Raw genomic sequence first — 14,972 nt, forward strand, 5'->3', positions numbered from 1 at the left:
TAAGTTTTTTATCATCTGCTTGCCGGCCCTTGGCCGGCAAGCGAGCGAACATTAGTCAATATTCAGCGCGTCGTTCACCAGAGCCTGCTGCTGCTTCTGGTGTACGGACATATAGCCCACCGCCGGAGAGGCGGAGGCCGGACGTCCTGCGTAACGTAAAGAAGCCCCGAACGGCACCACTTCACGGAAGTTGTGTTGGCTGCAGTACCAGGCGCCCTGGTTCAGCGGCTCTTCCTGACACCAGACGAAATCATGCACGTGCGAGTATTGTTCCAGCACGGCCTGCACGGCCTGATGCGGGAACGGATACAGCTGCTCGATACGCACGATGGCCACGTCTTTCTGCTCGTTCTTGCGACGCTGTTCCAGCAGGTCGTAGTAGACCTTGCCGGAGCACAGCACGACGCGCTTGACCGCTTTCGGATCCAAGTCGTCGATCTCGCCGATCGCCGGCAGGAAGGTGCCGTTGGCCAGCTCGTCCAGCGAAGAAATCGCCAGCGGGTGACGCAGCAGCGACTTCGGCGACATCACCACCAGCGGACGGCGCATACCGCGCAGCGCCTGACGACGCAGCATATGGTAAACCTGCGCCGGCGTAGACGGGACGCACACCTGCATGTTCTGCTCTGCGCACAGCTGCAGATAGCGTTCCAGACGCGCGGAAGAGTGCTCAGGGCCCTGGCCTTCATAGCCGTGCGGCAGCAGCATCACCAGGCCGCACATACGGCCCCATTTTTGCTCGCCGGAGCTGATGAACTGGTCGATAACGACCTGTGCGCCGTTGGCGAAGTCGCCGAACTGCGCTTCCCAGATGGTCAGCGTGCGCGGTTCCGCCGTGGCGTAGCCGTATTCGAACGCCAGCACCGCCTCTTCAGACAGCACGGAGTCCCAGACTTTGAATTCGCCCTGGCCGCTGTGGATGTTCGCCAGCGGAACGTAGACGGAACCGTTTTTCTGGTTGTGCACCACCGCATGACGGTGGAAGAAGGTGCCGCGGCCGGCGTCTTCACCGGAGATGCGGATCGGGATGCCTTCATCCGCCATGGTCGCGTAAGCCAGCGTTTCGGCAGCGCCCCAGTCGAACGGCTTGTTGCCCGCCGCCATCTCGGCGCGGTCAGCGTAGATTTTCGCCACGCGCGACTGCATTTCAATCGCTTCCGGCACGGTGCTGATGCGACGTGCCAGCTCTTGCAGGCGCTTCATCTCAACCTTGCTCGGGTACTCTTCGTCCCACTCGTGGTTCAGATACGGTGACCAGGTGAAGGAGTGCAGGTTCATCGGACGCCACTCTTCAACCACGCAATCGCCGCGGTCGAGCGCGTCGCGGTACAGGTTGACCATTTCCGTGGCATCTTCCAGGCTGGCCACTTTCTGCTCGGTCAGCACGTCAGCGTAGATTTTGCGCGGCGTAGGGTGTTTCTTGATCTTCTGATACATCACCGGCTGGGTGGCGCTCGGCTCGTCGGCCTCGTTGTGCCCATGGCGACGGTAGCAGACCAGATCGATCATCACGTCACGCTTAAAGGTGTTACGGAAATCCAACGCCAGGCGGGTGACGAAGGCCACGGCCTCCGGATCGTCCGCGTTAACGTGGAAGATCGGCGACTGAACCATTTTGGCGATGTCGGTGCAGTATTCGGTAGAGCGCGCATCCAGCGGGTTGGAGGTGGTGAAGCCAACCTGGTTGTTGATGACGATACGCACGGTGCCGCCCACTTCGTAACCGCGAGCCTGAGACATGTTCAGGGTTTCCTGAACCACGCCCTGGCCGGTGATGGCGGCGTCGCCGTGGATGGTGATCGGCAGCACCATGTTGCTGCGCGCTTCGTCCAGACGATCGCGACGGGCACGTACCGAGCCCATGACCACCGGGCTGACGATCTCCAGGTGCGACGGGTTGAACGCCAGCGCCAGGTGAACCATGCCGCCTTCGGTTTCCACGTCGGAAGAGAAGCCCTGGTGATATTTCACGTCACCGGTGCCGAGGTGTTCTTTATGCTTACCGGCGAATTCGTCGAACAGATCGGCCGGCTTTTTGCCCAGCACGTTGATCAGCACGTTCAGACGGCCGCGGTGGGCCATGCCCAACACCACTTCGCGCGTGCCGTTCTTACCGGCGTGGCGCACCATCTCTTTCAGCATCGGCACCAACGCGTCGCCGCCTTCCAGCGAGAAGCGTTTGGCGCCCGGGAATTTGGCGCCCAGGTAGCGTTCCAGGCCTTCCGCCGCAGTCAGCTCGTTCAGGAAACGGCGTTTTTCGTCGGCGGTAAAGCTGGCGCGCCCCACCACCGATTCGATGCGCTGCTGGATCCAGCGTTTCTCTTCGGTGTTGGTGATATGCATGTACTCAGCACCGATCGACCCGCAATAGGTCTGCTTCAGCGCGGCGTACAGATCGCCCAGCTTCATGGTTTCTTTGCCGATGGCGAAAGAGCCCACGTTGAAGGTTTCCTGGAAATCGGCTTCGGTCAGGTTGTGGTAAGCGGGATCAAGGTCAGGAACTTGCTCGCGCTGCCACAGGCCGAGCGGATCGAGGTTGGCATGCTGATGCCCGCGGAAGCGGAAGGCGTTGATCAGCTGCAGTACCTTGACCTGTTTGGCGTCGGTTTCCGGATCGGTGATGGTGGTATTGTAGCGCGCGGAGTCTTTCGCCAGGCGGCGGAAGTAATCGCGCGTTTGAGAGTGAAGCTGATCGGGTTTGACACCCGCGGTTGGTAGCTGTTGAAAAATGGAACGCCAGCTATCTTCAACGGAACCCGGATCGGTTAAGAAGTCTTCATAGAGCTGTTCTATGTAAGACTGGTTCGCGCCCGCCAGATAGGAGGAATCCAGCCAGGCCTTCATTGCGCCGTTCTGCATCATGATCCCTTAAGCTTTGAAGCTTTAGTTTTCGCCGTGGTTAACATAATTACCGTGATGAATACGGTTTGCCGTAAAACGGTTCACTCGACGTACTTGCGGCCATGACGGCCCGATACGTTCTGTTATGGACCTTGCGGTCCCTTACAAGGAACCTCTAAAAACCGGCGGAAGAACCAGGCTGCATAGCGCCGCAGCCGCGGGTCAGTTTTTAGAGGTTCCCTCCCCTATGGGATGTGCGCCGGAAAAGAGCCCGGCGCAGCATCTCATTCCGTTTATGCGCCGCGTTGCAGCAGCATGGACTTGATATGCCCGATCGCACGCGTCGGGTTCAAGCCTTTAGGACATACACTGACACAATTCATAATGCTATGGCAGCGGAAAACACTAAAAGCGTCGTCCAGATCATCTAAACGTTCTTGCGTTTCCGTGTCACGGCTGTCGATCAGGAAGCGATACGCCGCCAACAGACCGGCTGGGCCAATGAACTTGTCCGGGTTCCACCAGAACGATGGGCAAGAGGTCGAGCAGCAGGCGCACAGGATGCACTCGTACAGACCGTCCAGCTTGGCGCGTTGGTCCGGCGACTGCAGGTGCTCGCGCGCCGGCGGGTTCTTGCCGTCGTTCAGCAGGTATGGCTTGATCTTTTCATACTGGGTATAGAACTGGCCCATATCCACCACCAGATCGCGCACCACCGGCAGGCCCGGCAGCGGACGGATCACGATCTTGCCGTTGCCTTTGCGCAGCGACGAAATCGGGGTGATGCACGCCAGGCCGTTTTTACCGTTCATGTTCAGGCCATCGGAACCGCATACGCCTTCACGGCATGAGCGACGGAACGACAGGGTCGGGTCTTTTTCTTTCAACTGGATCAACGCATCCAGCAGCATCATGTCGCGACCTTCTTCCGCTTCCAGGGTGTAATCCTGCATGTGCGGCGCGTCATCGACATCCGGGTTGTAGCGATAAATGGAAAATTCGAGTTTCATCTGTCGATCTCCGCAATTAGTAAGAACGCACTTTCGGCGGGAATGCCGGGCGCAGCTTCGGTTGCATGTTCACTTCACGACGCGTCATGCTTTCCGATTGCGGCAGATACAGCGAATGGCACAGCCAGTTGGCGTCATCGCGTTCCGGGTAGTCGAAGCGGCTGTGTGCGCCACGGCTCTCGGTACGGAAGTTGGCCGACACAGCGGTGGAATACGCGGTCTCCATCAGGTTATCCAACTCCAGGCACTCGATGCGCTGGGTGTTGAACTCGCTGGAGGTATCGTCCAGGCGTGCGTTCTTCAGACGTTCACGGATCACTTTCAGTTCTTCCAGGCCCTTGGCCATCGCATCGCCTTCACGGAATACCGAGAAGTTGTGCTGCATGCAAGACTGCAGCGCTTTGCGAATTTCGACCGGGTCTTCACCGGAACGGGTGTTGTTCCAACGGTTCAGACGGTCCAACGAGGCTTCCACGTCGGAGTCGCTGGCGTCACGGCTCACGCCCTGCTCTTCCAGCGATTCCTGCAGGTGCATGCCGGCGGAACGGCCGAACACCACCAGGTCGAGCAGCGAGTTGCCGCCCAGGCGGTTGGCGCCGTGCACCGATACGCAGGCGATTTCGCCCACGGCGAACAGCCCCGGGATCACCACGTCTTCACCCTTCTCGTTCACGGTCAGCGCCTGGCCGGTCACCTTGGTCGGAATGCCGCCCATCATATAGTGACAGGTTGGGATAACCGGGATCGGCTCTTTCACCGGATCGACGTGCGCGAAGGTGCGGGACAGCTCCAGAATGCCCGGCAGACGGGATTCCAGTACCTCTTTGCCCAGGTGATCCAGCTTCAGCTTGGCGTGCGGGCCCCAAGGACCGTCGCAACCGCGGCCTTCGCGGATTTCGATCATGATCGAACGGGCAACCACGTCGCGGCCCGCCAGATCTTTGGCATTCGGCGCATAACGCTCCATGAAGCGCTCGCCGTGTTTGTTCAGCAGGTAACCGCCTTCGCCGCGGCAGCCTTCAGTCACCAGTACGCCCGCGCCAGCGATGCCGGTCGGGTGGAACTGCCACATTTCCATGTCCTGCACCGGCACGCCAGCGCGCAGCGCCATGCCGACACCGTCGCCGGTGTTGATGTGGGCATTGGTGGTGGACTGATAAATACGGCCTGCGCCGCCGGTCGCCAGCACGGTGGCCTTGGCTTTGAAGTAAACCACTTCACCGGTTTCGATGCAGATAGCCGTGGTGCCGACCACCGCGCCATCCTGGTTTTTCACCAGATCGAGCGCATACCACTCGGAGAAGATGGTGGTGTGGTTTTTCAGGTTCTGTTGGTACAGGGTGTGCAACAGCGCGTGACCGGTACGGTCGGCTGCAGCTGCGGTACGCGCCGCCTGCTCGCCGCCGAAGTTCAGCGACTGACCGCCGAACGGGCGCTGATAAATGCGGCCGTCGTCCAGACGAGAGAACGGCAGGCCCATGTGTTCCAGTTCCAGAATTGCTTCCGGGCCGGTTTTACACATATATTCGATGGCGTCCTGGTCACCGATATAGTCGGACCCTTTCACCGTGTCGTACATATGCCATTCCCAGTTGTCCTCGTGGCTGTTGCCCAGCGCGACGGTAATGCCGCCCTGTGCAGACACGGTATGGGAACGGGTCGGGAAAACTTTGGACAGCAGGGCACAGGTCGAGCCCGCTTGGGAAATTTGCAGCGCGGCACGCATGCCCGCACCGCCGGCGCCGATTACGACGGCATCAAACTCTCTGACTGGCAGTTTCATTTAAGCACCCCACACTACGATTGTTCCGTACAGTAAATAGACCAGCAACGCGACCACGACAGCCAGCTGCAACACCAGGCGAACCGCCAGCGGCTTGACGTAGTCCGTCAGCACCTGCCACAGCCCGATCCAGGCGTGCACCAGAATCGACAGCAAGGTCAGCAGAGTGAACACTTTCGTAATGGAAGTGGCGAAGAAACCGCGCCAAATGTCATAAGTGAGTTCCGGAGCCGTGACGAAAAAGCCCAGGATATACAGGACGTACAGGGTGATGATGATCGCGGAAGCACGCAGCAGCAGCCAATCGTGCACGCCGTTGCGCCCTAATGCAGAAACGTTGTTTACCATACGAGGACTCCAGCCAGAACTGACAGCACGACGGTCAGACCGATCGCCACCTGGGCGGAACGGGTACCGGCGGCCAAACTCTCTTCGATGTAGCCAAAATCCATTAACAAGTGACGGATGCCACCGCAAATGTGATAGGCCAGCGCCGTGAGGATGCCCCAGAATATGAATTTGACGATGAAGCTATTCATGATGGCGGCCGCCTGCAGGAACCCCTCTTGGGAAGAGAGTGACAGGCCCAGCAGCCAGAGGAGGATACCCACGGCAACGAAGGTAATTACGCCAGAGACTCGGTGTAAGATAGACGCTATCGCAGTTACGGGGAACCGGATCGTTTGCAGATCCAAGTTGACAGGTCGTTGTTTTTTCACGTATTTGCCCACACAGCTCTTATTATTTTCCTTCCTCCGGGCCTGGGCGGGGATCAGACAGCGTTAAGAGCCTAAAACCCTTACACGTCACGCGCTCAAACATCAACATCCTCTGTGCTCAAACGGCGCGCATTTATAACGCTGGGTGCTCCTACTTCAGGGTAATCCGGAGACCTGGCGGCAGTATAGGAGGATCACATTCTGATTACAATTCTCATACAACCGCTTTGATAACATTTCCCCCGAACAGTGATTCAGATCACGGATTTCACAATTAGTGCAAAATTAATTATCTGATTTGACAAGAGATCAACATTTCCATTACATATAGGGGCACAAACGGTCCTATGATGCGCTATGGGTCAGCAGATACACTTCCTCCCGGGTTCGAGTTATGCAACAGTGTATTTGGCGAACCTATCCCAATAGACGTTGTTTCCCGCTCGAGTTTGCCGGCGTCAAAAGCAAATAAAGCACATAAAAACAGATTATTGGGATAGGTTCACATCTCTTCGAACAGCTCATAGGTAAGATTAACAGACTATAACGAATTACTCTGAATCGTTAACAACTGGTCACCCGTCTCGTTCGCCTGGTCAGCACTCTGTACCCTACCCGCGCACAGTTGCGCAGTCGCTCACAGAGTTAGCGTCCGCACCATTTTTTGCGGGCAACCTGCAGAGATTTAAGGTATTTCAGTTGTTAGTGGTTTTTTAAAATAAGGCGCTAAGGAGACAGTAAATGACTGATAAGAAAGCGACGCTAACCATTAACGACAGCGAAGCTCCGATCGAACTGGGCGTATTGACACCGACACTGGGCCCTGATGTCCTCGATGTCCGCGCTCTGGGTTCCAAAGGTTATTTCACATTTGATCCCGGCTTTACCTCCACCGCTTCTTGCGAATCCAAGATTACCTTCATCGACGGCGACAAAGGCGTGCTGCTGCACCGCGGCTTCCCTATCGAGCAGCTGGCGAAAGAATCTTCCTACCTGGAAGTGTGCTACATCCTGCTGTACGGCGAGACCCCAACGCCGGAAGAGTTCGAAACCTTCAAGACGACCGTAACCCGTCACACCATGATCCACGACCAGATCACCCATCTGTTCCGTGGCTTCCGTCGCGACTCGCACCCGATGGCGGTGCTGTGCGGCGTGACCGGTGCGCTGGCGGCGTTCTACCACGATGCGCTGGACGTCAACAACGAACGTCACCGCGAAATCACCGCGTTCCGTCTGCTGTCCAAAATGCCGACCGTGGCCGCGATGTGCTACAAATACTCCCTGGGCCAGCCGTTCGTTTACCCGCGCAACGATCTGTCCTATGCCGGCAACTTCCTGCACATGATGTTCGCCACCCCGTGCGAAGAGTACGTGGTGAACCCGGTGCTGGAACGCGCCATGGACCGCATCCTGATCCTGCACGCCGACCATGAGCAGAACGCCTCTACCTCGACCGTGCGCACCGCCGGCTCTTCCGGCGCCAACCCGTTCGCCTGCATCGCGGCCGGTATCGCCTCCCTGTGGGGGCCGGCACACGGCGGCGCCAACGAAGCGGCGCTGAAAATGCTGGAAGAGATCAAGACCGTCGAGCACATTCCAGAGTTCATCAAGCGCGCCAAGGACAAGAACGACTCCTTCCGCCTGATGGGCTTCGGCCACCGCGTGTACAAGAACTACGATCCGCGCGCCACCGTGATGCGCGAAACCTGTCACGAAGTGCTGAAAGAGCTGAACAAGAAGGACGACAACCTGCTGCAGGTCGCGATGGAGCTGGAACACATCGCGCTGAACGACCCGTACTTCATCGAGAAGAAACTGTACCCGAACGTCGACTTCTACTCAGGCATCATCCTGAAGGCGATGGGCATTCCTTCTTCCATGTTCACCGTGATCTTCGCCATCGCACGCACCATCGGCTGGATCGCCCACTGGAACGAAATGCACGACGAAGGCATCAAAATTGCCCGTCCGCGTCAGCTGTACACCGGCTATGCCGAGCGTGATTTCAAATCCCAGCTGAAAAACAAGTAAGCCGCTTTCCTGGCTGAAACCGCACAGCGCCGCCCCTTCGGGCGGCGTTTTTTTTGGTTATTTCTGGCAGCCCGGGCACCAATAAAACGGCCGCGATGACAGCTCGGTGCGCACAATCATCGCGCCGCAGCGTTCGCAAGGCTCACCGCTGCGATGAAATACCTTGAAGCGAAACAGCGCGCCGTGATGCCGGTTGTCATCCGCCTGCCCGCGCGTCTGGTAGGAAAGGCGCGGCACTGCCAGCAACGCCTCCGCCAGACGGCGCAGCGCCTCTGGCGTCAGATCCTGCGGTTTATGCTGCGGCGCCAGTTCGGCCTGCCACAGGATTTCGGCACGCAGATAATTGCCCAATCCGGCAAGAAACGCCTGGTCGAGCAGCATGCCGCCCAGCTGCCTGCGACGGAAACGCGGCGTCAGCAACCGCTCCGCCACCTCGTCTACCGTCAGCGACATGTCCAACACGTCAGGGCCGATGCGTTGCAAAAACGGGTGTTGTTCTATTTCCTCGCGCGGCCCGACGGTAATGTCGGAAGCGCTGTAGAGCAATATCGCGCTGCGGGCGGTTTCCAGCCGCACCCGCAGATCGCGTTTGGTCTCCGGCGTCTCTCCTGCCGCCGCCACTTTCCACACGCCATACAGTTGGTTATGGCTGTACATCGTCAGCCCATTGGAGAAATGGGTCAGCAGCGCCTTGCCGCGCGGCTCGATGGCGACGATACGCTCGCCGATCAGACGCTGGCGATAGTGTTTCAACTGAGGAAAAGCGAAATCGACGGCGGTCAACGGCTGATCGATCACCGCCGCCGTCAGTTTGTCCGCCGCCCGGCGAATCTCCGGTCCTTCCGGCATAGACCACTCCTTGCGTAGACCCGGCGCAGCCCGATGCGCCGGGGATTCTCTTGATTAATGCGTCGCGCCGCCCACCACTTTCAGATCGTGTTCCACCTGCAAAGCAATGGAAACGGCCAGCTCCAGCGCAAACAGCACCGTCGAAGCCGCCATGCTCGGCGCACCGGGGTGGGCCGCCGCCTGTTCCGGCAGGTACGGAATATGGATAAAGCCGCCCTTCACCTCACGCTGGCCGCTCAAACGGTGCAGCAGCCCATACATCACATGGTTGCACACGTAGGTGCCGGCAGTCTGCGAAACGGCGGCCGGAATGCCGGCCTCGCGCATCGAACTGACCATCGCCTTGATCGGCAAGGTGCTGAAATAGGCCGCCGGGCCGCCGGCGACGATCGGCTCGTCCACCGGCTGCTGCCCCTGATTGTCGGGAATGCGCGCATCGTCGACGTTGATCGCCACCCGTTCAATCGTGATATCGGTGCGGCCGCCGGCCTGGCCGATAGCCAGCACCATCACCGGCTGCACCTCATCGATCGCCGCATTGAGCGCCTCCAGCGCCGCGCCGAACACGCACGGCAGCTGGCGCGCCACGATGCGCGTGCCGACCAGCTCCATATCATTGAGCTGCTTCACCACTTCCCAGGAGGGGTTAAGGCGTTCTCCGCCAAACGGCTCAAAGCCGGTAATCAATACTTTTTGCATCCTTACTCCTACAGGAACATCAGGAAATACAGCAGGAACACGTTAACCAACAGCAACAGCACGCCGGTCGGCACCTGCGCCTTGATCACCGCATTCTTGTCCGGCAACTCCAGCAGCGCCGCCGGCACGATGTTGAAGTTCGCCGCCATCGGCGTCATCAGGGTGCCGCAATAGCCGGAGAACATACCGATCGCCGCCATCACCGCCGGGTTGCCGCCATGCTGCAATACCAGGATCGGAATGCCTATGCCGGCGGTAACGATCGGGAAAGCGGCGAAGGCGTTGCCCATCACCATGGTCAGCACCGCCATACCGATAGCGTAGACCGCCACGGCGATAAAGCGGTTATCGACCGCCAGATACTCCTGGGTCAGATGCGAGATCGCAGTGCCGACGCCGGCGACGGTAAACAGCAGCCCCAGCGTGGCGAGGATCTGCGGCAGAATGAATGCCCAGCCGATCGAATCCAGCAGGCGCCGCGCTTCCTGTATTGGCTGCAGGGCCTTCTCATGGGTCATTTTCACGGCGATCGCCAGACCGATCAGGCAGCCGACGGTCATCGAGAACAGGGTGATCAGCGTCGCGTGGTTACCGCTGCCGAATACCGCGCTCTGCAACGCCGGCACGTTGTTGAACAGCAGCACGCCGATCACCGTCACCACCGGGATCGCCAGCGCGGGGATAAACAGCTTGTTGCCCAGGCGCTTAGCGCTGGCCTCGCGTTCCTGCGGCGTCCGCTGGTGATAGCTGCCGAGGCGCACGCCGCCGAAGCCGGCAATCAGGGCCATCACCACCACCACCGCGCCAACGATGATGTGCAGCATGCGTTTTTCGTTGCTGCCCTCGCCCAGTACGTCGCCCAGCAGGCGGTAAGTCCAGTCGCCGACCAGGAATACCAGGCCGTACAGCCCCCAAAACAGCCCGGTGGTGATGCGGCGCGGGTTGGCGCGATCGCGGAAGGACATCACCGCCACAATCAGCAGCACCGCGCCGGCCAGCCAGTAGAGATATTGTTGCTGGAAGTTCATCGCGCCTCCCCCTTCGCCTGCAGCGCCGCCTGATTCAGCTGCGCCAGCTCGGCGCTCAGCTGCTTATCCATCCGATACAGCCGGAACGCGTGGATCAGGAAAGCGAAAATGGCGGTCGGAATGCCCCACAGCGCGATATGCAGCGGCTCGGTCTGAATGCCGCCGGACTCCAGCATAAAGTTATGCATGAAGATGATCGCGCCGAAGGCCACGAAGATATCCTCACCGAAGAACAGCCCGACGTTGTCGGTCGCGGCCGACATGGCGCGCAGGCGGTGGCGCGTACGCTCCGGCAGTTCGCCATAGCGGTTTTCCGTTGCCCCTTCCGCCATCGGCGCCAGCAGCGGCCGCACCATTTGCGGGTGCCCGCCCAGGCTGGTCAGCCCCATCGCCGCGGTGATCTCGCGCACGAACAGGTACACGATCAGCAAACGGCCGGCGGTGGCGCTTTTGATCTTGGCGATCCACGCCTGCGCCCGCTCTTTCAGCCCGTGGCGCTCCAGCAGGCCGATCACCGCCAGCGGCAGCAGCAGGATCAGCGGCAGGTTGCGGGTGTTGAGAAAGCCCTCGCCGAGCTTTTCCAGAATGACGTCCAGCGGCATCAGCGCCGCCAAACCGGTGATGATACCGGCGGCGATCACCACCAGCACCGGGTTGAAACGCAATACAAACCCGACCACGATGGCGGCGATGCCGATCAGTGGCCAGAGATTCACAGCCTGTTCCATAGTCTTCCCTCGATATTTTCTAATAGTTTTTTGCTTGTGATGTTGTGTCTTGCTTTACGGCTTTATTGCTCCGCGCTGACGCGAATACCCTGTTGAACAAAACTGTCCCGCAGCTTGCGCGCATACGCCAGCGCATGCTCGCCGTCCCCGTGCAGGCAGACAGTTTCCGCCTGAACGGCGGCCCAGACGCCATCCACGCTGCGCACCCGGTGATGGCGCACCATCTCCAGCGTTTGCGCCAGCGCCTGTTCGTCATCCTCGATCAATGCCCCCGGCAAACCGCGCGGCACCAGCGTGCCGTCGGCCTGATAACCGCGATCGGCGAACACCTCCTGCCGGGTGGTCAGACCGAGCCGTTGCCCGGCGCGGATCAGCTCGCTGCCGGCCAGCCCCACCAGCCGCAGCGCCGGATCGACCGCCTGCACCGCCCGGGCGATCGCTTCCGCCAGCGCCGGTTCAACCGCCGCCTGGTTATACAGCATGCCATGCGGCTTAACATGTACCATCACTCCCCCCTCAGCGCGGGCGATCGCCGCCAGCGCTCCGAGCTGATACACCACCTGCGCGTACACCGTTTCCGGCGGCAGCTGCATGCGGGTGCGGCCGAAGTTCTCCCGATCGGGAAAACTCGGATGGGCGCCGATCGCCACGCCGTACTGCAATGCCCAGCGCACCGATTGACGCATGGTCTGCGCATCGCCGGCGTGGAAGCCGCAGGCGATGTTGGCCGAGCTCACCAATTGCAACAGCGCCTGATCGTTGGCGCAGCCTTCGCCGAGATCGGCGTTCAAATCAACGATCATGTAACCCCCAGGCAATCTGTCGAAGGAAGAGATCCTGCTCGGCTTTGGCGCGCTGCGCCTCCGTCAGTGAGCAGAGAACGAAGTGGATCGGTTCGCCGAGACGGATCTGCGCCAAGTGGTAGAGATCGGCTTCGATCACGCAGGCGATACGCGGGTAACCGCCGGTGGTTTGCGCATCGGCCATCAGCACGATCGGCTGGCCGTTATGCGGCACCTGCACCACGCCGGGCATCAGGCCATGCGACAGCATCTCGCGGTCGGTGGTGCGCTCCAGCGGCGTACCGCCGTGCAGGCGGTAGCCCATGCGGTTGCTCTGCGGACTGAGCTGCCAGGCGGTGCGCCAAAACGTATCCTGCGCCTCTTCGCTGAATTCGGCGTACTCCGGCCCCGGCAGCGCGCGGATGCGGTTGGTGAACAGCAGCTGTTTCACGCCGCAGCGATGTTGCGGTTGAGCGGCTGATTTGCCCAGCGGCAGCCGATCGCCGTCCTTCAGGTTACGGCCTTCGTGGCCGCCAAAGGCGGCTTTCATGTCGGTGCTGCACGAGCCCAGCATTTCCGGCACGGCGATACCGCCCGAGATCGCCAGGTAGCTGCGCATGCCGCGTTTCGGCGTGCCCAGCGCCAGCCGCTGCCCCTTTTTCACCGGGTAGCGCCAGCCGGTCCACAGCGGCTTGCCGTCCAGCTGCGCGTCGCAGCCGGCGCCGGTCAGGGCAATCCAGCCAGAGCGGGTAAACTCGGCGCTGAATTGGCCGAGCGTGATCTCCAGCCCGGCGGCCTCCGGCGCGTTGCCCACCAGCAGGTTGGCGATCTTCAGCGCCGGTTGATCCAACGCCCCGCCGGTGCTGATGCCCAGGCGGCGGAATCCCTCGCGGCCCAAATCCTGCACCGTGGTATAGATGCCGGCACGCAGAATAATCAGCATACGCCCTCCTTCTGCGGCACGAAGCGCACGCTATCGCCCGGGCGCAGCAGCGTCGGCGGCATTTCATGCGGATTGAACAGCGCCAGCGGCGTGCGGCCAATCAGTTGCCAGCCGCCGGGCGTCACCAGCGGATAGATGCCGGTCTGGCCGCCGCCGATGCCGACGGAGCCGGCCGCCACCGCCAGACGCGGTTCGGCGCGGCGCGGCGTCGCCAATTTTTCCGGCATGCCGCCCAAATAGGAGAAGCCCGGCTGAAAGCCGAGGAAATAGACCACATAGGCCGCCGCCGCGTGGCATTCCACCACCTGCCGCGGCGTCATGCCGGTATGGCGCGCCACGTCATCCAGATCGGGGCCTTGCTCCCCGCCGTAGACCACCGGAATATCCACCTGGCGCGACTCCGGCGTCAGGCGCTCTTTGCTTTCCCAACCCTGCTGCAGCAACGCAAGCATCGCTTCGGCGTCGGCCTGCGGCGTATGCAGCAACAGCGTCAGGTTGTTCATCCCCGGCACCACTTCCCGCACGTCGGGGTGGTGATTCAGCTTTTCCGCCAGCGCCCAGATGCGCTGCTGGCTCGGTAACGTCACCGGCGGCGACAGTTCAAGCACTACCGCTCTTTCACCCAACAGGTAATAACGTGCTTGTTGCACCCTTATTCTCCTTATTATTATCGCGATGAAAAACACACCAGTTATGCGTGACGCGGCCCCGGCTGTCAATAGAACGCAACCATAAGGAAAATAAGGAAATAGCGCGATAAAAGGATTCAGCCGGCGCACAGGCCGGGCTGGATCCGGGGAAGAAAAAAATCAGGCGGGATTCGGGATATCGATAAAGGTCACATCAAAGCCGTGGTGCTGGGCCAGCCAGTCCCCCAACGCTTTCACGCCACCGCGCTCGGTCGCATGGTGACCGGCGGCGAAGAAATGCACGCCCATTTCGCGCGCGCTATGAATGGTCTGTTCAGACACTTCACCGCTGATGAACGCATCGACGCCGAAGCGCGCCGCGCTGTCGATAAAGCCCTGGCCACCGCCGGTGCACCAGGCCACCCGGCGAATGTGCTCAGGCGCGTTATCGCCGCAGTGCAACACCGCGCGCCCCAGCCGGCTTTCGATACGCTGCTGCAGCGCCTCGCCGGTCAGCGGCTGTTCAAATTCGCCGTGTGGCACCAGCGGCTCGACGTCGCCAATCACCCGAATGCCCAGCGCCTGCGCCAGCTGCGCGTTGTTACCCAGCACCGGATGCGCGTCCAGCGGCAGGTGGTAGCCGTACAGGTTAATATCGTGAGTCAACAGCGTTTTCAGACGATTGCGCTTCATGCCGCGCACCGCCGGCGCCTCATTTTTCCAGAAATAGCCGTGGTGCACGATAATCGCGTCGGCCTGATGCGCCACCGCGGCATCCAGCAGCGCCTGACAGGCGGTGACGCCGGTCACGATGCGCTGCACGTGCGGGCGGCCTTCTACCTGCAATCCGTTAGGGGCGTAGTCCTGAAACGCCGCGGCGTTCAGTTCCGTATTGATCAGTTGTTCCAGATCGAGGTTACGCATTCT

At 60.5% G+C, this 14,972-nt stretch carries 14 protein-coding genes; 1 reads left to right on the forward strand and 13 read right to left on the reverse strand.

Annotated features, from left to right (window positions below; translation table 11 throughout):
* Positions 1 to 51: 51 nt before the first annotated feature.
* From sucA to sdhC, 5 genes are all read right to left on the reverse strand, one after another.
* Positions 52 to 2,859, reverse strand: coding sequence for a 2-oxoglutarate dehydrogenase E1 component (gene sucA / locus BVU99_RS11815; protein WP_025301881.1), 2,808 nt, complete (start codon positions 2,857 to 2,859; stop codon positions 52 to 54).
* Between the two features lie 275 nt (positions 2,860 to 3,134).
* The gene (locus BVU99_RS11820) at positions 3,135 to 3,851 is read right to left on the reverse strand and encodes a succinate dehydrogenase iron-sulfur subunit (RefSeq protein WP_025301880.1); all 717 of its coding nucleotides are present in this window, start codon (positions 3,849 to 3,851) and stop codon (positions 3,135 to 3,137) included.
* 16 nt (positions 3,852 to 3,867) lie between these two features.
* Positions 3,868 to 5,634, reverse strand: a complete 1,767-nt coding sequence (gene sdhA, locus BVU99_RS11825; protein WP_015376974.1) for a succinate dehydrogenase flavoprotein subunit — start codon at positions 5,632 to 5,634, stop codon at positions 3,868 to 3,870.
* Positions 5,635 to 5,982, reverse strand: a complete 348-nt coding sequence (gene sdhD, locus BVU99_RS11830; RefSeq protein WP_004939891.1) for a succinate dehydrogenase membrane anchor subunit — start codon at positions 5,980 to 5,982, stop codon at positions 5,635 to 5,637.
* Positions 5,976 to 6,365 (reverse strand): succinate dehydrogenase cytochrome b556 subunit, encoded by a 390-nt coding sequence (sdhC, locus tag BVU99_RS11835; RefSeq protein WP_004939893.1) that lies wholly within the window; start codon positions 6,363 to 6,365, stop codon positions 5,976 to 5,978. Before sdhC ends, sdhD begins: the two co-directional genes overlap by 7 nt.
* Positions 6,366 to 7,094: 729 nt before the next feature.
* Here sdhC and BVU99_RS11840 point away from each other — a divergent pair.
* Positions 7,095 to 8,387, forward strand: coding sequence for a citrate synthase (locus BVU99_RS11840; protein ID WP_016928730.1), 1,293 nt, complete (start codon positions 7,095 to 7,097; stop codon positions 8,385 to 8,387).
* A gap of 57 nt (positions 8,388 to 8,444) precedes the next feature.
* Here BVU99_RS11840 and nei read toward each other — a convergent pair whose 3' ends face one another.
* The 8 genes from nei to BVU99_RS11880 all read right to left on the reverse strand — a co-directional run bounded on the left by nei (position 8,445) and on the right by BVU99_RS11880 (position 14,969).
* On the reverse strand, positions 8,445 to 9,236 hold the full coding sequence (nei, locus tag BVU99_RS11845) for an endonuclease VIII (protein ID WP_099816697.1): 792 nt from the start codon (positions 9,234 to 9,236) through the stop codon (positions 8,445 to 8,447).
* Positions 9,237 to 9,290: 54 nt separating this feature from the next.
* Positions 9,291 to 9,935, reverse strand: a complete 645-nt coding sequence (pcp, locus tag BVU99_RS11850; protein ID WP_016928732.1) for a pyroglutamyl-peptidase I — start codon at positions 9,933 to 9,935, stop codon at positions 9,291 to 9,293.
* A gap of 8 nt (positions 9,936 to 9,943) precedes the next feature.
* Positions 9,944 to 10,963, reverse strand: a complete 1,020-nt coding sequence (locus BVU99_RS11855) for a DUF979 domain-containing protein (protein ID WP_049205782.1) — start codon at positions 10,961 to 10,963, stop codon at positions 9,944 to 9,946.
* The gene (locus tag BVU99_RS11860; protein ID WP_016928734.1) at positions 10,960 to 11,691 is read right to left on the reverse strand and encodes a DUF969 domain-containing protein; all 732 of its coding nucleotides are present in this window, start codon (positions 11,689 to 11,691) and stop codon (positions 10,960 to 10,962) included. The genes BVU99_RS11855 and BVU99_RS11860 overlap by 4 nt, the downstream gene beginning before the upstream one ends.
* Positions 11,692 to 11,753: 62 nt before the next feature.
* Positions 11,754 to 12,494, reverse strand: coding sequence for a 5-oxoprolinase subunit PxpA (pxpA, locus tag BVU99_RS11865; RefSeq protein ID WP_043136590.1), 741 nt, complete (start codon positions 12,492 to 12,494; stop codon positions 11,754 to 11,756).
* Entirely contained in the window at positions 12,484 to 13,416 is a 933-nt protein-coding gene (gene pxpC, locus BVU99_RS11870) for a 5-oxoprolinase subunit PxpC (protein WP_025301875.1), read from the reverse strand. The genes pxpA and pxpC overlap by 11 nt, the downstream gene beginning before the upstream one ends.
* Positions 13,410 to 14,066, reverse strand: a complete 657-nt coding sequence (gene pxpB / locus BVU99_RS11875) for a 5-oxoprolinase subunit PxpB (protein ID WP_025301874.1) — start codon at positions 14,064 to 14,066, stop codon at positions 13,410 to 13,412. Before pxpB ends, pxpC begins: the two co-directional genes overlap by 7 nt.
* 159 nt (positions 14,067 to 14,225) lie before the next feature.
* Positions 14,226 to 14,969, reverse strand: coding sequence for a type 2 GTP cyclohydrolase I (locus BVU99_RS11880; protein WP_025301873.1), 744 nt, complete (start codon positions 14,967 to 14,969; stop codon positions 14,226 to 14,228).
* Positions 14,970 to 14,972 lie beyond the last annotated feature (3 nt).

It is taken from the genome of Serratia sp. OLAL2 (assembly GCF_002752475.1).
Classification (GTDB): domain Bacteria; phylum Pseudomonadota; class Gammaproteobacteria; order Enterobacterales; family Enterobacteriaceae; genus Serratia; species Serratia bockelmannii.